The following is a 21,057-nucleotide window of genomic DNA, read 5'->3' as shown; positions in this document are numbered from 1 at the left end:
GGCGGGAGCCATGGACGTACTCACCGACAACCTCACCCTCTACGGCAAGGGCTTCCTCGGCACGGTCGAGCTGACGGTCTACGCCTCGCTGCTCGCGCTGGTCCTCGGGTTCGTGATGGCCTCCTTCCGGGTCGCGCCGGTCCGCGCCCTGCGGGCGCTGGGCACCGCATGGGTCACCGTCCTGCGCAACACCCCGCTGACGCTGCTCTTCTTCGCGGTCGTCCTCGGGCTGCCGCGCTTCGGTCTCGTCCTTCCCTTCCAGCTCTTCGCGGTCCTCGCCCTCGGCTGCTACACCTCCGCGTTCATCTGCGAGGTGCTGCGCTCCGGCATCAACACCGTGCCCAAAGGGCAGGGCGAGGCGGCCCGCAGCCTCGGGATGACCTTCGGGCAGACCCTGAGCGGTGTCGTCCTGCCGCAGGCGTTCCGTTCGGTCATCCCGCCCATCGGCTCCACCCTGATCGCCCTCGCCAAGAACTCGGCGATCGCGGGGGCGTTCAGCGTCACCGAGCTGCTCGGCACGTACAAGAGCCTGAACGAGATGGGGTACAGCATCATCTGGACCTTCGTCTGGATCGCCGTCGGCTATCTGATCATCACCCTGTCCATCAGTGCGCTGTTCCACTTCATGGAGAAGCACTGGGGAGTCGCCCGATGACCTCGACGGCCTCGCAGACACCGAAGCCTCCGCGGACGAAGCGGATGAAGCGGATGAAGCTGTTGAAGGGGACGACGAAGACGTCCCGGCGCGACTCGACCGCGCTGTACGACCTTCCGGGGCCCCGGACGGAGCGGCGGCACCGCTGGTACGGCGTGCTGGCGACGACCGCGGTCGCCGCGCTGTTCGGCTGGCTGCTCTATCTCCTCTTCGCCACCGACCAGTTCACCGCCACCAAGTGGTCCCCCTTTGAGTACCAGGGCATCCAGGATCTGCTGCTGCGCGGCCTCGGCAACACCCTGAAGGCCTTCGCGTACGCGGCGGTGCTCTCGCTCGTACTCGGCGCGGTCCTCGCCTGCGGCCGGCTCTCCGAGCACCGGCCGGTGCGCTGGATGGCCACCGCGCTGGTCGAGTTCTTCCGCGCCATGCCCGTGCTGGTGATGATCTTCTTCATCTTCGTGGCGCTGAAGGTGCAGGCACTGCCCGCGCTGGTGGCGGGTCTGACGCTCTACAACGGCTCCGTGCTCGCCGAGGTGTTCCGTACCGGAGTCAACTCGGTGGAGCGCGGTCAGCGGGAGGCGGCGTACGCGCTCGGCATGCGCAAGACGCAGGTCATGACGTACGTGCTGGTGCCGCAGGCGGTCCGCGCCATGCTGCCCACGATCATCAGCCAACTGGTGGTCGCTCTCAAGGACACATCACTCGGCTATCTGATCACCTATGAGGAGTTCCTCCATGCCGGAAAGCTCATCGCCTCGAATCTCGACTACGATTTGCCGTTCATCCCTGTGGTGATGGTGATTTCACCGATCTACATCGGGATGTGCATGCTGCTCTCCTGGTTCGCCCACTGGCTGGCCGGGCGGCAGCGGCGCAACCCGAGAACCGAGGCCGTGGGTGTCGCCCCGGCTTCCCCAGGGACGCTGCTGCCGGGCGGGCAGTAGCTCAGGGGCAGTGGCCCGTCCGGCGGCAGCCGGAGATCACTTCTCGTACGGATCTCGTACGGACGGGAAGAAGGTCAGCTGTGCGCCGGTCGGGTTGTGCTCCACCCGGGAGCACGCCCGGCGGGCGGGCCACTTGGGACGCGCCTTCGCTGCTCTCGCGCCGCCACTGCTCTCGCGCCGTCACCTTCGCGCGCCGGTTTCGCTCGGTCACTCACGCGGCGGCGGGCACCGGCTCGTGGGCCGCCCGCGTCACATCCGCGACCAGCTCCACCACATCGGGGCCGTACGCCGCCGAGTTGACCACCTTCAGCAGCAGACAGAACGAGTTACCGCCGTGCTTGCGCGCCAGCTTCTCGTGATGGCGGAACAGATAGCGCGTGGCCGCCTGGTTGGTGATCGCCCGCTGGCCGCAGAAGAGGAAGACCGGCCGCGCCCCCTCCCCGGCGGTGAGCCGCGCCAGCAGGACGTACTCGACGACGCCCCCCTCCGCGCGGTAGCGCTCGGAGCCGATCCGGAACGAGCCACGGTCCGGCCCGGACTCCGTGCTTGTGTCGACTTTCACACCGGGCAGCAGCGAGCCGAGATGCGCGGCCATCCGGCGATTCGAGTAGGGCCCGCCGAGGCAGAACTCCGTACGCTCCCCGAAGCCCTGGCGCGCGGAGTCGTGCTGGACTATCTCGGCGTGCGCGCCACAGTCCTTGATCAGTGCGGCCAGCTCCAGCAGGGCGGAGACGTCGTAGCGGTGGACGGCTCCGTCGCCGCCCGCCTCACGATTGACGACCAGCAGACATTCGGAGTTTCCCGGCAGCCCGAAGAACGCCTGCTTACGGCGGAGCCTGCGGCGCCAGAGATGGGTACGGGCGAGCCAGCCCAGGGAAGCGCTGATACCGGCGGCGACTACGCCGAGCACGATGTTGCGTATGTCGTCAGTCATGGGCGCGCATCGTAGCGGGACGAGGCGAACATAGTTCGAGACGGTCCTGACGGAGCGGGGGCGTCGGCGTTACGCTGCGCGCACGGTTCTCGACTGGAGGTACGGATGTGTCGCTCCGCTGCGCGGAATGTGTCCTTGTCGGCTGTTGCCGCGGCCCTGCTTTCGGTGGGCGCGTGCGCGCCGCCCTCGGTCTCGGAGACAAGCGCACAGACACGTCCCCCCGCCAAGACACCGGTGGCGACGGGGCACGGGGGAGCGGTCGCGAGCGTCGACGCCGATGCCTCGGCGGCCGGTATCGAGGTGCTCAGGAACGGCGGCAACGCCGTGGACGCGGCCGTGGCCACGGCCGCCGCGCTCGGCGTCACCGAGCCGTACTCCGCCGGAATCGGCGGGGGCGGCTACTTCGTCTACTACAACGCCAAGTCCCGTACCGTACACACCATCGACGGCCGCGAGACCGCCCCCGGATCGGCCGACCGCTCGCTCTTCCTGGAGAACGGCACACCGCTGCCCTTCGCGGACGCCGTGACCAGCGGTCTGAGCGTCGGTACGCCGGGGACCGCCGCCACATGGAACACCGCTCTCGACGCCTGGGGCAGCCGCTCGCTCTCCCAGCTGCTGAAGCCGGCCGAGCGGCTGGCGACGGACGGCTTCGTGGTCGACGGCACCTTCCGCGCGCAGACCGAGTCGAACCAGGCGCGGTTCGCCGACTTCCCCGACAGCGCCGAACTCTTCCTGCCCGGGGGACAGCTCCCGGTCGTCGGCTCCACCTTCAAGAACGCCGATCTGGCCCGTACCTACCGGGAGTTGGGACGTACCGGCACCCGCTCGCTCTACGAGGGCGAGCTGGCCCGCGATATCGTCCGTACCGTACGCAAGCCCCCCGTGGACCCGGACTCCGGCCGCAACGCGCGCCCCGGCGATCTGACCACGCGCGATCTCTCCGGCTACCGCACGAAGAAGCAGGCGCCGACGAAGGTCTCGTACCGGGGACTCGATGTGTACGGCATGGCGCCGTCGTCCTCGGGCGGTACGAGCGTCGGCGAGGCGCTCAACATCCTTGAGCGCACGGACCTTTCGAAGGCGACCGAGGCGCGGTATCTGCACCGGTTCATCGAGGCGAGCCGGATCGCCTTCGCGGACCGGGGCCGCTGGGTGGGCGACCCGGCCTTCGAGGACGTACCGACCCAGGGGCTGCTGTCCCAGCGCTTCGCGGACGCGCGCGGCTGCCTGATCAAGGACGACGCGGTCCTCAAGAGCCCGCTGGCGCCCGGCGATCCGAGCGATCCCAAGCCGTGCGCACGCGGCGGGACGGCGGCGCCGACCACCTTCGAGGGCGAGAACACCACGCATCTCACGGTGGCCGACAAGTGGGGCAATGTCGTCGCCTACACGCTGACGATCGAGTCGACGGGCGGCAGCGCGATCACCGTGCCAGGACGGGGCTTCCTGCTCAACAATGAGCTGACGGACTTCTCCTTCGCCCCGGCGAACCCGGCCGTCCACGACCCGAACCTGCCCGGACCCGGCAAACGGCCGCGCTCGTCCATCTCCCCGACCATCGTGCTGGACGCCCAGGACCGGCCGGTCCTGGCGGTCGGCTCGCCGGGCGGCGCGACCATCATCACCACCGTGCTCCAGACGCTGACCGGCCGGCTTGACCGCGGCCTGCCGCTCGTCGACGCGATCGCGGCACCCCGGGCCAGCCAGCGCAACGGCGCGACCACGGAGCTGGAGCCCGGCCTCTGGAACAGCCCGGTGCGCCGGCAACTGGAGGCGCTGGGGCATGTGTTCACCCAGAACCCGGAGATCGGCGCGGCGACCGGTGTACAGCGACTGCCGGACGGCCGCTGGCAGGCCGCGGCCGAGAAGGTCCGCAGGGGCGGCGGCTCGGCGATGGTGGTACGCCCGGACGGCAGGTAGAGGGGCGTACGGAGCGACTTACGGCACCCGGGTCCCGTCCCGCCGGTCTTTCCGGCCGGGACGGGACCCGGGGCCGTCTCGCGCCCTTGTTCCGTGCGGTCGGCGAGTTCTGGCTGTTTCGCGGGGCCGACTTCGGAATCGACGTCGAAGACGTTGCCGGAAAGTCCGGAGTCCGCGGCTTTCACGTCGCCAAGGCCCGGTCGTCTTCGATCTTTGTCCAGATCATGCGGAGACAGGTGGAAGGCTGGTGAGAATGACGGACATCTGCTTTGAGCTGAGCGGAACATGGCAGCGTAGACCTGGTGAGTGGTGAGTGACTGCAGCGCGGGGGAGTGACTGGTGGGGTACACGATTCCTGAGGGTGTCGACACGATGCTGGACGTCGTGGGTGTGGGGTGGCCGAATGTCGACGAGGACGCGTACCGGGATATGGCGGATGCGTTGCGGGAGTTCGCGGAGGACGCGGATGACGACGGGCACACGGCGCATGGGCATATTCAGCGGTTGTTGTCGACGGGGCGGAGTGAGTCGCTGACGGCGCTGGACGCGCACTGGAAGAAGGTCGAGGGGAAGAACAAGGACCTGGCGGGTGCGGCGCGTCTTGTCGCGGGAGCGTTGGACCGGGTGGCGGACATCATTGTCGCCCGGAAGATCGCGGCTGTGGCGGAACTCGCGGATCTGTGTGCCACGGTGGGGATCACGCTGGCTTTCGCGCCGGTGACGGCCGGGTTGTCGACGCTGCTCGCGGGGGCGAAGATCGCGGCCACCCGTATCGCGTTCAAGAGGATCCTCAAGGAGATGGCGGAGGCGGCGGTCTCGGAGATCACCGCGATCCTCATGCAGCCGGCGGTGGCGGCGTTGGAGAGCATCGTGACGGATCTGGCGATCCAGACCGCGATGAATGTGACCGGTCAGCAGGACGGCATCGACGCCGGCCAGGCTGTCCGGGCCGGCAGGGACGGCCTCCAGCTGAACTCGGCCGGTGGCGGTACCGGTCCGGGCGGCGGCCTGGACATCGACCACGACGCCCACGGCAACACCGGCGGGAAACTCGCGAACGTGCAGGTGTCGATGAACACCCGCGCCGCGGGCAGGATAGGCAAGGCCAAGAGCCACCACGGCCGGGCCAAGGGCAAGGACTCCCTCACCGCCGTCCTCGACTCCACCATCGAAGGCGTCGTCGAGAAGCTGGCCAAGGGGCACGACCACCTCGGCAAGCATGTCGGGAAGGAGCTGCCCGACGCCATCGGCCTCAGCTCCAAGAACCACAGAAACACCGATGTGGACGTCGACGACCGCATCAAGAAGGTCAACAGCAGCGGCCGCGGGGACGACGCAGGGCCCGACGGACGGAACAGCAACGCTGGATCTGCCCGCAAGCCAGGGGGCGGTTCCGGATCTGCCCGCAAGCCCGCGGATGTCCTGAATTCGGACTCGTCGAAGCTGTCCCAGCAGGCCCGTGCGCTGGCTGCCAAGGAGACCTGCGGCGACCCGATCGACATGGCCACCGGCCAGATGGTCCTGGCCCAGACCGACGTGGACCTGCCCGGCGTCCTGCCGCTCGTCCTGCGCCGCACTCACCTGACCGGCTACGCGCACGGCATCAGCTTCGGCCCGTCCTGGGCTGCCACCCTCGACGAGCGCCTCGAACGGGACACACGGACGGACGGCGTGTGGTGGCGCCGCGAGGACGGCTCCAGCCTCTACTACTCCCGCACCCCGGACATCGTCGGCGACCGCGTCGATCCGGTGGCGGGCGAGCGCCTGCCGCTGACCTACCTGTCCCGGGGCGGTTCCTATGTGCTCGTGGTGCAGGACCCGCACACCGGCCTGACCCGGCACTTCGAGCCCGCCGAGGCCACCGTGGACACCTGGTGGCTGGCTCGGGTCGAGGACCGGAACCACAACCACCTGACCGTCGAACGCGGCAGCGATGACGCCCTGTTGGAGGTTACCCACTCCGGTGGCTACCACGTCTCGATCACCACGGACGGGCAGGGCCGGCGCATCACCGGGCTCCACGCGGACACCGAGAACGGCCCGCTCCGGCTGCGCGGCTACGTGCACGACGAGAACGGCGACCTGACCGAGGTACGCAATGCCGTCGACGCGCCCACCCGCTTCACGTACGACGCCACGCACCGCATCACCGGCTGGCGCGACAGCAACGACACCGCCTTCACGTACACCTACGACGGCCAGGGCCGGGTCACCGCTACCCACGGGACCGACGGCATCCTCAACTCCACTATCGATTACACGGGTCCGCACGATGACGGCACCACCACCGCCGCCTATACCGACTCTCTCGGCCATACCACGGTCTACCGCGCCAACCCTTACGGTCAGATCGTCACGATCGTCGACCCTCTCGGCGCGACGACCACCCAGACCTGGGACCTCCACGACCATCTGCTGACCCGCACCGATCCCCTGGGCCGCGCCACCCGCTGGGAGTGGGACGACGCCGGTGACCTTGTCTCCGTCACCACCGCGGATGGCACAGGCAGTCGCATTGCCTACAACGACCTGCATCTTCCTGTGCTCATCACGGACTCACAGGGCGCCACGCAGCTGCAGACCTTCGACGAGCGCGGAAACTGCACCAGCCGCACCGCCCCCGACGGCACGGTCCACCGCTTCACCCACCACTCCACCGGCTCTGTCGCCACCGTCGTCAGCCCGCTCGGCGACACCCTCCGCATCGACACTGACGCGGCAGGCCTGCCCCTCACCCTGGAGGACGCCCACGGCACACGCACCACATACCGGCGGGACACGTTCGGGCGTACCGTTGCCGTCACCGATCCCCTCGGCGCGACGACCACTCTGGTGTTGGACGCCGAGGGCCGCCTGCTGCGCCGCGACTCCCCCGACGGCACCACCGAGTCCTGGACGTACGACGGTGAGGGCAGTTGCACCGGCCGCATCGACCCGCTCGGCGCCAGCACCCGGCTGAGCCACGGCCCCTTCGACCTCCTGGCCGCGCAAGTCACCTCAGACGGTGCCGAGCACCGATTCCTGTACGACACCGAGCAGCGCCTGACACAGGTCACCAACCCCCTTGATCTCACTTGGAGTTACACGTACGACCCGGTCGGCCGGCTGATCGCCGAGACCGACTTCGACGGCCGCACCACCCGCTACTCCTACGACGCCGCCGGGCAGCCGCTCACCCGCACGAACGCCGCCGGCGAGACCATCACGTACGCCTACAACACGGCCGGCCGCCTCAGCGCCAAGGAGGTGGCAGGGGAGCGCACCGAGTACGCCTATGACGCCGCCGGACGGCTGACCGAGGCCGTGTCCGCCTCCTCCCGCCTCACCCGCACCTACGACGGTGCGGGGCGCCTGACGACCGAGACGGTCGACGGCCGCACCACGCGCTACCAATACGACGCCTTCGGTCGCCGCACCTTCCGCACCACCCCCACGGGCGCCGCCACCCGAACCCTCTGGGACCAGCTCGGCAACCGGGTCGGATTGCGTCTGGACGACGACCACCTCCTGGCTTTCGACCACGACGTGCTGGGCCGGGAGATCCGTCGCACCCTCGGCGACCGCGTCGCGCTCGATTCGGGATGGGACCCGCTCGGCCGCCTGACGAGCCACACCCTCAGCACCGGTCAAGCTCCCCTGCGGCAAAGGGAGTTCGGCTACCGGTCCGACGGAGAGCCCGTCTCCGTCACCGACAGCGCCACGGGTCACGCCACCCACTACGATCTGGATGCGCTCGGCCGTCCGCGGACCGCCACCGACCGCCATGCGTCGGAGAGCTACCGGTACGACGCGGCCGGCAACCAGACGTATGCTGCCTGGGCCGGGACGCCCGCCGACATCGACGCGGCAGGCGACCGCACCTTCGACGGCACTCGGCTGCTGACGGCGGGGCGTGTCGCTTATCGCTACGACGCGGTCGGCAGGCTCGTCGAGCGCCGCAAGAAGCGTCTCTCCCGCACCGCGGACGTCTGGCGCTACTCCTGGGACGCCGAGGACCGCCTCACCACCTGCACCACGCCCGACGGCGTCACATGGCACTACGCCTACGACGCCCTCGGCCGACGCACTGCCAAGTACCGTCTCGCCGACGACGGGTCCACTCGGTTCGAGGAGACGCGTTTCAGCTGGGACGGCACGCGTCTCGCCGAGGAACAGCAGCCCGGCGGCTCAGTCCTGACCTGGGAGTACGAGGGCCACCGCCCGCTCGCCCAGTACGAACGCAGATCCCTGGAGCAGGACCAGGTCGACGCCCGGTTCTTCGCCATCGTCACGAACCTCGTAGGCACTCCGACCGAACTCGTCGACGAGCAGGGCACCCTCGCCTGGCACACCCGCAGCACCGTCTGGGGCACCACCGCCCACAACTCTGACGCCACCGCCTACACACCACTGCGCCACCCCGGTCAGTACGCCGACACCGAAACCGGCCTCCACTACAACTACTTCCGCCATTACGACCCCGAGACCGCCCGGTACGTCAGCCCCGACCCTCTCGGTCTCACCCCAGCCCCGAACCCCCTCGCCTACGTCACCAATCCGCACACCTTGTCCGACCCGCTCGGCCTGACGCCGTGTGTGCACCTGTACCACGCCACGAACAGGGCCGGAGAGCGGAGCATCCGGACCCATGGAATCGACCCCGCCTACGCGCCACGACCGATGGACTTCGGCAACGGCTTCTACACGACGCGCAGCCGGCAACAGGCAGAGGACTGGGCCCGGATCCGGTTCGGCGACGACGGCGTCGTGCTCCACTTCCAAGTACCGGGGCATGAATTCGAGGCGCTGAATCGCAGGGATTTCGCGGAGGGCGATCCCGAGCTGTCCGACTTCGTACGCCGTTTCCGTGCCGGTGATGGCACGGAAGTCCCCGCGTACGATGTCGTCGAAGGACCCATGCTCAGGAATGTGAAGGCCTTCATGAACAAGGGAGCGGAACCCCGGTGGAGCGGTGATCAGGTCGTCTTCTTCGGCGATACCGGATCTCTGCTCAACCGGGCGCTTCAGTGAGCGTCGATCGAGAGAGCCGATGATGAGTAGTGCGTACACCATGCCCACGTCGCCCGAGACACTGGAGTTCCTGGATTCCATCGCGGACGACATGGTCTCGGAGTTCGGGGTGTCGCGCGCGGAGGCCGTCGCGCGCATCAATGAGCAGTGGCACGGACAGGACTTGTCGGACGAGGACAGCCTGATCCTCCATGAGGAGGAAAGTTACTGGGCTTTCGTCATCTACTACGGGGGGAATGTGCCGGACTGGAGCCCGGGGGCGGATCGCACCGCGTGGGTTCCCAAGTCGCCGCCGGCCGCCGATTCGGGTTTCTGGACCGTGCCGGCCTGATACGGACCGCTTCCACGCCCCCTCCGAGGGCGTGGGTGCCCATCGTCTCGATACCCGCTGTGAGTCTCCTTTCCCACATGCCCCCGCGCTCGTCCACTCAGAGCGCCGTCAGGATCCTCGGTCCCTCGTCGGTGATCGCGACCGTGTGTTCCGCGTGGGACGCGCGGCTGGCGTCCAGGGTGCGGATCGTCCAGCCGTCATGGGCCGTGAAGTGCCGGTCGGTGCCGCTGCCGATCAGCATCGGTTCGATCGCCAGCACCATGCCGTGCCGCAGCGGCATTCCCCGCCCCGGGCGGCCCTCGTTGGGCACGCCCGGGTCCTCGTGCATCGTCCGGCCCACGCCGTGGCCGCCGAAGCCGTCCGGGATGCCGTAGCCCGCACGGCGGCAGACGCGGCCGATGGCATGGGCGATGTCGCCGATCCGGTTGCCGACGACGGCTGCCGCGATACCGGCCTCCAGCGCCTCGTCGGCCGTGTCGATCAGTCGTACGTCGTCCGGGCGGGGGCGGCCGACCGTGAAGCTGATCGCCGCGTCGCCGACCCATCCGTCCAGCTCCGCACCGCAGTCGATGCTCACCAGATCGCCGTCGTGCAACCGGTAGCCGTCGGGGATGCCGTGCACGATCGCGTCGTTGACGGAGGCGCAGATGACGGCGGGGAAGGGGGTCGGCGCCCAGTCGGGGTGATAGTCGAGGAACGGCGAGCCGGCCCCCGCCTCGCGCAGGACGGCGCGGGCGGTCTCGTCGAGGGCGCGCAGGGTACTGCCCACGGCCGCCGCTTCCCGTACCGCTGTCAGCGCCTGTGCGACGATCCGGCCGGCGGCGCGCATGGCGTCCAGGGACGCATCGGTTTTGATCTCCACCATTCCAATAACTATACCGGTGGTCGGAGATTCGGGCACCCTTGTGCGGCGGTATTACAATGACGGGATGGTACGAAGCCCACTCACCCCCCAAGAGCACGAGCGCGGCGAGCGGCTCGGCCGGCTGCTCCGTGAGGCGCGTGGCTCGCGCAGCATGGTGGAGGTCGCCGCGGTCGCCGGGCTCTCCGCCGAGACCTTGCGCAAGATCGAGACCGGCCGGGCGCCGACGCCCGCCTTCTTCACCGTGGCGGCGCTGGCCGGGGCGCTGGGGCTGTCGATGGACGAGATCGCCGCGAGCTGCGTGCTGGTGCCGGTCTGATCCCGGTCCGGTCACGGGCCGATCTCTTGTACGGTCACGGGTGATCCGGGCTGTCGAGGAGGGCGGGGACCGCGTAGTCTCCCGCCCGTGACGACCCTCGACGCACTCGGCCGTAGCCGCTATGTCAGCCTCACCACCTATCGCAAGGACGGCACGGCCGTCGCCACCCCCGTCTGGCATGCGGTGGAGGACGGCGAACTGCTCATCTGGACCAGGTCCGACGCCTGGAAGGTCAAGCGGATCCGCAACAACAGCCGGGTCGTGGTGACGGCGTGTGATGTGCGCGGGCGGATCGCGCAGGGCGCGCCGAGCGCCGAGGGTACGGCGCTGCTGCTTGAGGAGCCGGCGGCGCTGGAGCGCATCCGTAAGCTGCTCAGCCGCAAGTACACCTGGCAGTTCTGGCTGATCGACTGGCCTGCCAGGATCGTACGGCGCGGCAAGCGCGTGCATACCGGCATCGCCGTCACCCTCTGACCCCCGAACGCCCCGAACGCCCCGAGTGGCTCGGTGAGGCACCCGAACCGCGCCGGAAAACTGTCCGTAGCCGCCCTGTAACACGACTGAGGTCGAATGCCAGCGGACCGGAGGGCTCCCTTCGGCGGAGCGCGGCGGGGCAGGAACGGGGCCGGCGATGGCGGTGCGTCAACTTCCAGCGGAGATCGGGGCGTTCGCGCGGTACTTAAGGGACCTGACGTCCCTCCTCGACCCGGAGGGCGGCTGGTACGGAGTCTTCCGCCACCGTGACCCCGAGGGTCTGCGCGCCTGCTTCGACGGCACCGAGGTGCCGCCCTGGGACGTGGTGGAATCGCTGATCCAGGACTTCGCCGTCGGACGTGACGACCGGGTGGTGGCCGCCGAGACCGAGCGGGCCGGTCAGCTCTACACGGCGTCCGCCACCGCGCACGACCGCCGGCCCGGCGGTTCGGAGGCGCTGTCCGACCGGCTGCGGCTGATGACGCGTGAGCAGGTGCGCGCGGCGGGCCGGGCGGAGGAGCTGGTCCGGCTGCTCGGTACCACCCCGGAGCGCACGCCCCGGGCCGAACAGCTCGCCCACGACCTCGCCTGGATCCGGGACGACCACGCCCGCGCGTCGGCGCGCTGCGCCGAACTCCGCGCCCGGCTGGAGTCGTTGGCGCCCCCGGCGCGCGCCTCTAGGCCCGCGCGCCCGCCGGCCCCGGACGGCTGGTTCCGCGCGGAGGAACCCTCGGTCTTCGACCGGCCGGGCGCGCAGCGGTCCGGCGGGGTGGCGTCCGGTGGGGCGTCCGGCGGGGCGCCCGCCGAGCTGTCCGGCGAGAGGCCCGCTGAGACATCGGCTGAGACACCGACTGAGACATCGGCCGATTTGTCCGTCGCTCCCCAGGAGGCGCCGGAGCCCGAGAAGAAGCGGAAACGCGCGCCCGCGCCCCGGCGCAAGCCCCGTGGCGCCCGCTTCGCCGGGCTCGACCTCGACGACCTCGACCACGTCGACGACCTCGACGAGGCGGCGCCCGCGCCCGCGCTCCCCGTACCACCACCCTCCGCCCCCGCCTCCCCGCGCGGCGCCCGCTTCGGCGGCGCCCCCGCCGCACCCGTCGAGCCGGCCGCGCCCCGGCACTCCCCGGAGGATCTGCGGGCCGCCGCCACGATGGTCGCCACGCTGATCCGGCTGCGCGCCGACGGCCGGACCGGCGAGGCGCATGTCGTGCTCTGCGAAGCCGCGGGCCGGCCCCCCGAGCAGTTCCCGCTGCTCGCCGCCGAACTGCACCGCGCCGGGCTCGGCGCCGACTGGGCCGAGCTGCTCTGGGAAGCGGCCTTCCTGCCGCCCGCGCGGCTCGCCGCCGCCGCCGGAGCGCTCGCCGCCGCGGGCCGGGACGGTGACTGCGGGCAGCTGTTGCGCCAGGGCGTCTCCCGTCCCGCCGAGGAGATCGGCGACGCCGTACTCGCACTCGGCGAGGCGGGCCGCGCGCATGAGGCGCACGCGCTGCTGAGCGCCTTCGTCCAGACCCGTACCGCCGAGGACGCGGCGCGGATCGCCGTACCCGATCCGCGCCGGCTGGTCCCGCGGCTGATCGACGCCGCCCGCGCGGTCTCGGTGGCCCGTGAGCGCGATCTCGTACACGCCCTGCGGGTGGCGGGGATCGTCACCACCTGACCCGGTCCGGGGCGTGATCGGATCGGCCGCGGCGGTCAATGGGACCGGCCCTGGGCCTGATCGATTGATGCATCTTGCCCAATGTCGACCGCTCGGGTGTGAAACTTGATCGACTCTGCGGGTTAACGGCGATGGTCTTGCCCCAGTGTGAGACGGGGCTTACGTTCTCCTCCTACGCATCGTATCTACGTGCGTAGAGCTCATCGACGCCCTCGCCGAAGGAGCAGCTCGTGGCCAGAGTCGTACGCGCCGCACTCGTCCAGGCGACCTGGACGGGCGACACCGAATCCATGATCGCCAAGCATGAGGAGCACGCCCGTGAGGCGGCCCTGCGGGGCGCGCGGGTCATCGGGTTCCAGGAAGTCTTCAACGCGCCCTATTTCTGCCAGGTGCAGGAGCCTGAGCACTACCGGTGGGCCGAGCCCGTCCCCGACGGCCCGACCGTCACCAGGATGCGGGAGCTCGCCCGCGAGACCGGCATGGTGATCGTTGTGCCGGTCTTCGAAGTCGAGCAGTCCGGGTTCTACTACAACACCGCGGCCGTCATCGACGCCGACGGCTCGTACCTCGGCAAGTACCGCAAGCACCACATCCCCCAGGTCAAGGGGTTCTGGGAGAAGTACTACTTCAAGCCGGGCAACGCGGGATGGCCCGTCTTCGACACGGCCGTCGGCAAGGTCGGTGTCTATATCTGCTACGACCGCCACTTCCCCGAGGGCTGGCGCCAGCTGGGGCTGAACGGCGCGGAGCTGGTCTACAACCCCTCCGCCACCTCACGCGGTCTCTCCAGCTACCTCTGGCAGCTGGAGCAGCCGGCCGCCGCCGTCGCCAACGAGTACTTCGTCGCCGCGATCAACCGCGTCGGACAGGAGGAGTACGGCGACAACGACTTCTACGGGACGAGCTACTTCGTCGACCCGCGCGGTCAGTTCGTCGGTGAGCCCGCCAGCGACAAGGCGGAGGAACTGGTCGTACGGGACCTGGACTTCGGACTGATCGACGAGGTGCGACAGCAGTGGGCGTTCTACCGCGACCGCCGTCCCGACGCGTACGAGGGGCTGGTGCGGCCGTGACGCGTCCGTTCACGAACGATCTCTACGGCCGCCACCGCGCCGTACTCCCCGACTGGCTCGCGCTCTACTACGACGAGCCCATCGAGATCACCCACGGCGAGGGCCGTCATGTCTGGGACGCGGCGGGCAACCGCTATCTCGACTTCTTCGGCGGCATCCTCACCACCATGACCGCCCACGCGCTCCCCGAGGTCACCAAGGCGGTGAGCGAGCAGGCCGGGCGGATCATCCACTCCTCCACGCTCTATCTCAACCGTCCGATGGTCGAACTCGCCGAACGGATCGCCGCCCTGTCCGGTATCCCGGACGCCCGGGTCTTCTTCACCACCTCGGGCACCGAGGCCAATGACACGGCGCTGATGCTGGCGACCGCGCACCGCGGGTCCCCCCAGATCCTGGCGATGCGCAACAGCTACCACGGCCGGTCCTTCTCCACGGTCTCCGTCACCGGCAACCGCGCCTGGTCACCCACCGGCCTCTCGCCGCTCCAGACGCTGTACGTACACGGCGGCGTCCGCAACCGGGGCCCGTACGCCGGGCTCACCGACGAGCGGTTCATCGAGGCGTGCGTCGCCGATCTGGAGGATCTGCTCGGCCACACCCGCACACCGGCCGCGCTGATCGCCGAACCGGTGCAGGGCGTCGGCGGGTTCACCGCCCCGCCGAACGGGCTGTACGCCGCGTTCCGCGAAGTCCTCGACAGACACGGCATCCTGTGGATCAGCGACGAGGTCCAGACCGGCTGGGGCCGTACCGGCGAGCACTTCTGGGGCTGGCAGGCGCACGGGGAGAACGGTCCGCCGGACATCCTCACCTTCGCCAAGGGCATCGGCAACGGCATGTCCATCGGCGGTGTCGTCGCCCGCGCCGACATCATGAACTGCCTTGACGCCAACTCGATCTCGACCTTCGGCGGCAGCCCGGTCACCATGGCGGCCGGTCTCGCCAATCTCTCGTATCTGCTGGAGCACGACCTCCAGGGCAACGCGCGCCGCGTCGGCGGACTGCTCATCGAGCGGCTGCGGGCCATCGGCGCGGGGGTCGACTCCGTACGCGAGGTACGCGGGCGCGGACTGATGATCGGCATCGAGCTGATCAAGCCGAGCACCGGCCAGGCGGCCCCCGAGACCGCGTCGGCCGTGCTCGAAGCGGCACGCGAGGGCGGTCTGCTGATCGGCAAGGGCGGTGGCCACAACACCAGCGTGCTACGGATCGCCCCGCCGCTCTCGCTGACCGTCGCCGAGGCGGAAGAGGGCGCCGCGATCCTCGAACAGGCCCTGCGCGGGGCGTAGTCGGACTCTTCGGGACCCGTGGCCGCGGTCTTCAACAGCGCCGTGGCCGGCTCCGCCGGACCGCGGCAAGCCGACCGTACGAAAGGGAGCGCCACCAGCATGAGCAGTACCCGCACCCTGATCCGCGGCGGACTCGTCATCACCGCCGCCGACGAGATCCACGCCGATGTACTGATCGAGGAAGGCCGGATCGTCGCCCTCGCCGCGCACGGGTCCGACGCGGCCGAGGGCTGGACCGCCGGCCGGACGATCGACGCCACCGGCAAGTACGTCATCCCGGGCGGGGTCGACGCCCATACGCACATGGAGATGCCGTTCGGCGGCACCTTCGCCGCCGACACCTTCGAGACCGGTACCCGCGCGGCGGCCTGGGGCGGCACCACCACCATCGTGGACTTCGCCATCCAGTCCCCGGGGCACGCGCTGCGCGCCGGACTCGACGCCTGGTACGCCAAGGCCGACGGCAACTGCGCCATCGACTACGCGTTCCACATGATCATGGCCGATGTCAATGAGAGCTCCCTGAAGGAGATGGACCTCCTCGTCCAGGAGGGCGTCACCTCCTTCAAGCTCTTCATGGCCTATCCCGGCGTCTTCTACAGCGACGACGGCCAGATCCTGCGGGCCATGCAGCGCGCCGCGCACAACGGCGGGCTGATCATGATGCACGCCGAGAACGGCATCGCGATCGATGTCCTCGTCGAACAGGCCCTGGCCGCGGGACACACCGACCCGCGCTACCACGGCGAGGTACGCAAGGTCCTGCTGGAGGCCGAGGCCACCCACCGGGCGATCCAGCTGGCACGGGTCGCCGAGGCGCCGCTGTATGTCGTGCATGTCTCCGCGGAGGAGGCCGTCGCCGAACTGGCCGCCGCCCGCGACAAGGGGCTGCCCGTCTTCGGCGAGACCTGTCCGCAGTACCTCTTCCTCTCCACCGACAATCTCGCCGAGCCCGACTTCGAGGGCTCCAAGTACGTCTGCTCCACCCCGCTTCGGCCCAAGGAGCACCAGGCCGCGCTCTGGCGCGGACTGCGTACCAACGATCTCCAGGTGGTCTCCACCGACCACTGCCCGTTCTGCTTCGTGGGTCAGAAGGAGATGGGCCGCGGCGACTTCTCCAAGATCCCCAACGGGCTGCCGGGCGTGGAGAACCGGATGGATCTTCTCCATCAGGCCGTCGTCGAGGGGAAGTTGACCCGCCGCCGCTGGATCGAGATCGCCTGTGCCACCCCGGCCAGGATGTTCGGCCTCTATCCACGCAAGGGCACCATCGCGCCGGGCGCCGACGCCGATGTCGTCATCTACGACCCGCACACCGAGCAGACCGTCTCCGCCGAGACCCACCACATGGACGTGGACTACTCCGCGTACGAGGGCAAGCGGATCACCGGACAGGTGGAGACCGTCCTCTCGCGCGGTGAACTCGTCATCGACAACCGGCGGTTCACCGGGCGGGCGGGACACGGGCAGTACACCCCCCGCTCCCTCTGCCAGTACCTCACCTGAGACCTAGGAGTGACCAGGCCATGGACTTCGGACTCGTCCTCCAGACCGACCCGCCCGCGTCGGCGGTCGTCGGCCTCATGCGACGCGCGGAACGCAACGGCTTCACATACGGCTGGACCTTCGACTCGGCCGTGCTCTGGCAGGAGCCCTTCGTCATCTACAGCCGCATCCTGGAGCACACCACCACACTGACCGTCGGCCCGATGGTGACCAACCCGGGCACCAGGACCTGGGAGGTGACCGCCTCCACGTTCGCCACGCTCAACGAGATGTACGGCAACCGCACCGTGTGCGGCATCGGGCGCGGCGACTCCGCGATGCGGGTCGTGGGCCGCAAACCCAACACACTCGCCCGGCTCGGCGAGGCCATCGACGTCATCCGCGATCTGGGGGAGGGGCGCGAGGCCGTGGTCGACGGCCGGCCGCTGCGCCTGCCCTGGGTACGCGACGGGAAACTGCCGGTGTGGATGGCGGCGTACGGGCCCAAGGCGCTGGCCATGGCGGGGGAGAAGGCGGACGGCTTCATCCTCCAGCTCGCCGACCCGTTCCTCACCGAGTGGATGGTCAAGGCGGTCCGCACGGCGGCGTCCGACGCCGGACGCGACCCGGACTCCCTCACCATCTGTGTCGCCGCGCCCGCCTATGTCAGCGACGACATCGCGCACGCGCGCGAGCAGTGCCGGTGGTTCGGCGGGATGGTCGGCAACCATGTGGCCGATCTGGTGAGCCGGTACGGAGAGCACTCCGGGCTGGTGCCCGACGCGCTGACCGACTACATCAAGCGGCGTGCGGGGTACGACTACAGCCACCACGGCCGGGCCGGGAACCCGTCCACGGACTTCGTGCCCGACGAGATCGTCGACCGGTTCTGTCTGCTGGGGCCGGCCGAGGCGCATATCGAGAAGCTGAGGGCGCTGCGCGACCTGGGAGTGGACCAGTTCGCCGTGTACGACATGCATGACGCGAAGGAAGCGACGATCGACGCGTACGGAGCCGAGATCATCCCGGCGCTCCGGAACTGACCCGCACGACCGCGCTCTCCTGTCCTGTACCGGTCCGCCGCCGCCCGCACGATCGCGCTGTCCGCTCCACTACCGCCGACACCATCGCGCTGTCCGTTCCACCACCGTCCGCACCATCGCGCTCTCGGTCCCACCGCCGCCCGCACGGCCTCGTTCGACGTCCCCGACACCCGCCCTCGAACGAAGGGTCCCCCGTCATGACCGCGACCGTACCGCCCGCCTCCCCAGGAGACCCGATAGCCGCCGCCGCGCGGACCGACCCCGAGGGCCGCGTCGAACTCCCGCCCGGCGCGGTCCCCGACGACAGCCGCTTCGCCAACGCGGATCTGCTGCCCGTACCGTTGGCCCGCCGCCGCTGGACGACATACAACTTCGCCGCCCTCTGGGTCGGGATGGCGCACAACATCCCGTCCTGGCTGCTCGCCTCCGGGCTGGTCACCCTCGGCATGGACTGGAAGCAGGCGGTCCTCACGATCGCGCTGGCCAATGTGATCGTGCTGTTCCCGATGCTGCTGACCGGGCACGCGGGGCCGAAGTACGGCATTCCCTTCCCGGTGCTCGCCCGCGCCTCGTTCGGGCTGCGGGGCGCGAATCTGCCCGCGCTCATCAGGGCGGCGGTCGCCTGCGCGTGGTTCGGGATCCAGACCTGGATCGGCGGCCAGGGCATCTTCGTCCTGCTCGACAAGGTCTTCGGCGGCTGGGCGGAGGCGTCGAGGATCGGCGGCCAGCCCTGGACTCTCTGGCTCTGCTTCGTCCTCTTCTGGGCGCTCGAACTCGCCATCATCTACCGGGGGATGGACACCCTGCGGCGGTTCGAGAACTGGGCGGCGCCCTTCGTGATCGTCGGCGCGCTGGTGCTGCTGGTCTGGATCACCGTCAAGGCGGGCGGCCTCGGACCGCTCCTCGACCAGCCGTCCGAGCTGGGCTGGGGCGCCGACTTCTGGCCGGTCTTCTTCCCGTCCCTGATGGGGATGATCGCCTTCTGGTCCACGCTGTCCCTGAACATCCCCGACTTCACCCGCTTCGGCGCGGGGCAACGCGCCCAGATCTGGGGCCAGTCGCTCGGCCTGCCCACGACCATGACCCTCTTCGCGGTGCTCTCGGTCTTCGTCACCTCGGGCTCGCAGGCGGTGTACGGGGCGGCCGTCTGGGATCCGGTCGAACTGGCCGCGAGGACCGACAGTGTCTTCGGCCTGCTCTTCGCGCTGGTGACCGTACTGATCGCGACGATCTCCGTGAATATCGCCGCCAACGTCGTCTCGCCCGCGTACGACCTCGCCAACCTCGCTCCGAAGCTCATCAACTTCCGTACGGGCGCGCTGATCACGGGTGTGGTCGGGGTCGTGATCATGCCGTGGAAGCTCACCGCCACCCCCGAGCTGTACATCTTCACCTGGCTCGGTCTGGTGGGCGGTCTGCTCGGTACGGTGGCGGGCATCCTGATCGCCGACTACTGGATCGTCCGGCGCACCGTCCTCGACCTGGCCGACCTGTACCGCCCCGGCGGCCGTTACTGGTACGCCAACGGCTGGAACCCACGAGCGGTGCTCGCCTTCGCCGTCGGCGGCGTACTGGCCGTGGGCGGTTCCCACTCGGCACCGGGCAAGGGCCCGTTCCCCGAGGACGGGCTGATCCCCTTCCTCAAGCCCCTCGCCGACTACGGCTGGGCGGTCGGACTGGCGGCCTCGCTGGTGGTGTATGTCGCCCTGACGCTGCCTGGTCGGCCGGGCGGGCGGGCAGCGGGCCGGGTCGGGACGGGATGACGGGGGACTGACGCGGGCTGGACGGGCGACTGACGCGGCCTGGGGGACGGGCCGACCGGGCCCACGGCGGGGGCTGACCGGGCCTACGGGCAGGGGCTGACCGGGCCGATGGCGTGGGCTGACCGGGGGTGGGGCTACGGCACGCGGGCCGTCCACTCCGGGGTGGCGAACTTCGTCGTGGCCAGTTCCCCGGCCCGCGCCATCTCCTCGTCGGTGACCTTGCCCGTGGTCAGTCCGTACCGGCCGCGGAAGGAGTCGATCATCCGCTCGATGACCGTCTCGCGCGGCAGCCCTGTCTGGCGGCGCAGCGGATCGACGCGCTTCTTGGCGCTCCGGGTGCCCTTGTCCGAGAGCTTCTCGCGGCCGATGCGGAGCACGTCGAGCATCTTGTCGGCGTCGATGTCGTACGCCATGGTCACATGGTGCAGCACCGCGCCCGTACCGCTCACGATCCGCTTCTGGGCGGCGCCCGCGATCTTGCCCGCGTCGGTGGCGATGTCGTTGAGGGGCTGGTACCAGGCGGTGATCCCCATGTCGCCGAGCGCGCCCAGCACCCAGTCGTCCAGATAGGCGTAGCTGTCGGCGAAGGTGAGGCCCTTGACGAGGGAGTCGGGGACGGAGAGGGAGTACGTGATGGTGTTGCCCGGTTCGATGAACATCGCGCCGCCACCGGAGATCCGGCGGACCACGGTGATGCCATGGCGTTCCGCGCCCTCGGGGTCCACCTCGTTGCGCAGTGACTGGAAGCTGCCGATCACCACGGCGGGCGCGGCCCACTCCCAGACCCGCAGGGTGGGCGGGCGCGATCCGGCGGCGACCTCGGTGGTGATGACCTCGTCGAGCGCCATATGGAGGGCGGGGGACTCCGGCGCCGAGTGGATCAGCTGCCAGTCGTAGTCCGTCCAGTCGGTGGCGCGTGCCAGCGCGCGGCGTACGGCGATGGCGACGCCCTCGGCGCTGAGCCCGTACATCACGGTGCCGGCCGGCAGCGCCGCCTCGATACGGGCGGCGAGCCCGGCGGCGTCGGTGTCGGCGGGGGCGCCCTCCAGCGCCCGGTCGATCGACTCGATCGCGTCGTCGGGCTCCAGGAAGAAGTCCCCGGAGACCCGGACATGGCGCAGCCGCCCGTCCTCCGTGTCGAGATCGACGACGACGAGCTTGCCGCCGGGGACCTTGTACTCACCGTGCACCGTCATGCCTCCAGATCCGGCAGGCCCACCCATGAACAGGTGCCTGCTCCGCTCAGCGGAACGCTCACGCCGAGGCGGTTCATTCCGCCGCGGACCGGGCGT

General features: G+C 69.8%; 16 protein-coding genes. 13 read left to right on the top strand and 3 right to left on the bottom strand.

Going from position 1 to position 21,057, the window contains the following annotated elements:
• Window positions 1-10 precede the first annotated feature (10 nt).
• A complete protein-coding gene (locus tag AB0M67_RS01575) occupies window positions 11-655 on the top strand; it encodes an amino acid ABC transporter permease (RefSeq protein ID WP_365741405.1) in 645 nt (214 codons plus the stop codon).
• 53 nt (window positions 656-708) lie between these two features.
• Complete coding sequence (locus tag AB0M67_RS01570; RefSeq protein WP_365741830.1) at window positions 709-1,599, top strand: amino acid ABC transporter permease; 891 nt, start codon at window positions 709-711, stop codon at window positions 1,597-1,599.
• Window positions 1,600-1,810: 211 nt separating this feature from the next.
• Here AB0M67_RS01570 and AB0M67_RS01565 read toward each other — a convergent pair whose 3' ends face one another.
• Window positions 1,811-2,533, bottom strand: coding sequence for a hypothetical protein (locus AB0M67_RS01565; protein WP_365741403.1), 723 nt, complete (start codon window positions 2,531-2,533; stop codon window positions 1,811-1,813).
• A 105-nt stretch (window positions 2,534-2,638) separates the two neighbouring features.
• On the opposite strand from AB0M67_RS01565, the gene ggt reads away from it, so the two are divergent.
• From ggt to AB0M67_RS01550, 3 genes are all read left to right on the top strand, one after another.
• Window positions 2,639-4,456: a gamma-glutamyltransferase gene (ggt, locus tag AB0M67_RS01560; RefSeq protein ID WP_365741401.1), complete on the top strand. Its 1,818-nt coding sequence runs from the start codon at window positions 2,639-2,641 to the stop codon at window positions 4,454-4,456.
• A gap of 339 nt (window positions 4,457-4,795) precedes the next feature.
• Entirely contained in the window at window positions 4,796-9,466 is a 4,671-nt protein-coding gene (locus AB0M67_RS01555) for a DUF6531 domain-containing protein (RefSeq protein ID WP_365741399.1), read from the top strand.
• 40 nt (window positions 9,467-9,506) lie between these two features.
• The gene (locus AB0M67_RS01550) at window positions 9,507-9,797 is read left to right on the top strand and encodes a hypothetical protein (RefSeq protein ID WP_365741397.1); all 291 of its coding nucleotides are present in this window, start codon (window positions 9,507-9,509) and stop codon (window positions 9,795-9,797) included.
• A gap of 97 nt (window positions 9,798-9,894) precedes the next feature.
• Here the strand turns inward: AB0M67_RS01550 and map are convergent, their stop codons facing one another.
• Entirely contained in the window at window positions 9,895-10,662 is a 768-nt protein-coding gene (gene map / locus AB0M67_RS01545; protein ID WP_365741395.1) for a type I methionyl aminopeptidase, read from the bottom strand.
• A 64-nt stretch (window positions 10,663-10,726) separates the two neighbouring features.
• Between map and AB0M67_RS01540 the strand changes: the two genes are divergently transcribed.
• From AB0M67_RS01540 to AB0M67_RS01505, 8 genes are all read left to right on the top strand, one after another.
• Entirely contained in the window at window positions 10,727-10,978 is a 252-nt protein-coding gene (locus tag AB0M67_RS01540) for a helix-turn-helix transcriptional regulator (protein WP_249947676.1), read from the top strand.
• 87 nt (window positions 10,979-11,065) lie between these two features.
• Window positions 11,066-11,452 carry a PPOX class F420-dependent oxidoreductase gene (locus AB0M67_RS01535; protein ID WP_365741392.1) on the top strand — a complete coding sequence of 129 codons (387 nt, stop codon included), beginning with the start codon at window positions 11,066-11,068 and terminating at the stop codon, window positions 11,450-11,452.
• A 157-nt stretch (window positions 11,453-11,609) separates the two neighbouring features.
• The gene (locus AB0M67_RS01530; protein WP_365741390.1) at window positions 11,610-13,109 is read left to right on the top strand and encodes a hypothetical protein; all 1,500 of its coding nucleotides are present in this window, start codon (window positions 11,610-11,612) and stop codon (window positions 13,107-13,109) included.
• A 230-nt stretch (window positions 13,110-13,339) separates the two neighbouring features.
• Complete coding sequence (locus AB0M67_RS01525; protein ID WP_365741388.1) at window positions 13,340-14,182, top strand: nitrilase-related carbon-nitrogen hydrolase; 843 nt, start codon at window positions 13,340-13,342, stop codon at window positions 14,180-14,182.
• Window positions 14,179-15,474 (top strand): aspartate aminotransferase family protein, encoded by a 1,296-nt coding sequence (locus AB0M67_RS01520; RefSeq protein WP_365741386.1) that lies wholly within the window; start codon window positions 14,179-14,181, stop codon window positions 15,472-15,474. The genes AB0M67_RS01525 and AB0M67_RS01520 overlap by 4 nt, the downstream gene beginning before the upstream one ends.
• Before the next feature lie 99 nt (window positions 15,475-15,573).
• Window positions 15,574-16,980, top strand: a complete 1,407-nt coding sequence (gene hydA / locus AB0M67_RS01515) for a dihydropyrimidinase (protein ID WP_365741384.1) — start codon at window positions 15,574-15,576, stop codon at window positions 16,978-16,980.
• Window positions 16,981-17,000: 20 nt separating this feature from the next.
• Complete coding sequence (locus tag AB0M67_RS01510) at window positions 17,001-18,002, top strand: TIGR03842 family LLM class F420-dependent oxidoreductase (RefSeq protein ID WP_365741381.1); 1,002 nt, start codon at window positions 17,001-17,003, stop codon at window positions 18,000-18,002.
• Window positions 18,003-18,199: 197 nt separating this feature from the next.
• Complete coding sequence (locus AB0M67_RS01505; RefSeq protein ID WP_365741379.1) at window positions 18,200-19,765, top strand: NCS1 family nucleobase:cation symporter-1; 1,566 nt, start codon at window positions 18,200-18,202, stop codon at window positions 19,763-19,765.
• Window positions 19,766-19,899: 134 nt separating this feature from the next.
• Here AB0M67_RS01505 and AB0M67_RS01500 read toward each other — a convergent pair whose 3' ends face one another.
• Window positions 19,900-20,955 (bottom strand): lipoate--protein ligase family protein, encoded by a 1,056-nt coding sequence (locus tag AB0M67_RS01500; protein ID WP_365741828.1) that lies wholly within the window; start codon window positions 20,953-20,955, stop codon window positions 19,900-19,902.
• Window positions 20,956-21,057: the final 102 nt, after the last annotated feature.

Origin of the sequence: Streptomyces sp. NPDC051662 (assembly GCF_040681655.1) — a bacterium.
Taxonomy (GTDB): Bacteria; Actinomycetota; Actinomycetes; order Streptomycetales; family Streptomycetaceae; genus Streptomyces.
Note: the sequence above shows the minus strand (reverse complement) of the source record. Positions and strands in the feature narration are given on the sequence as shown.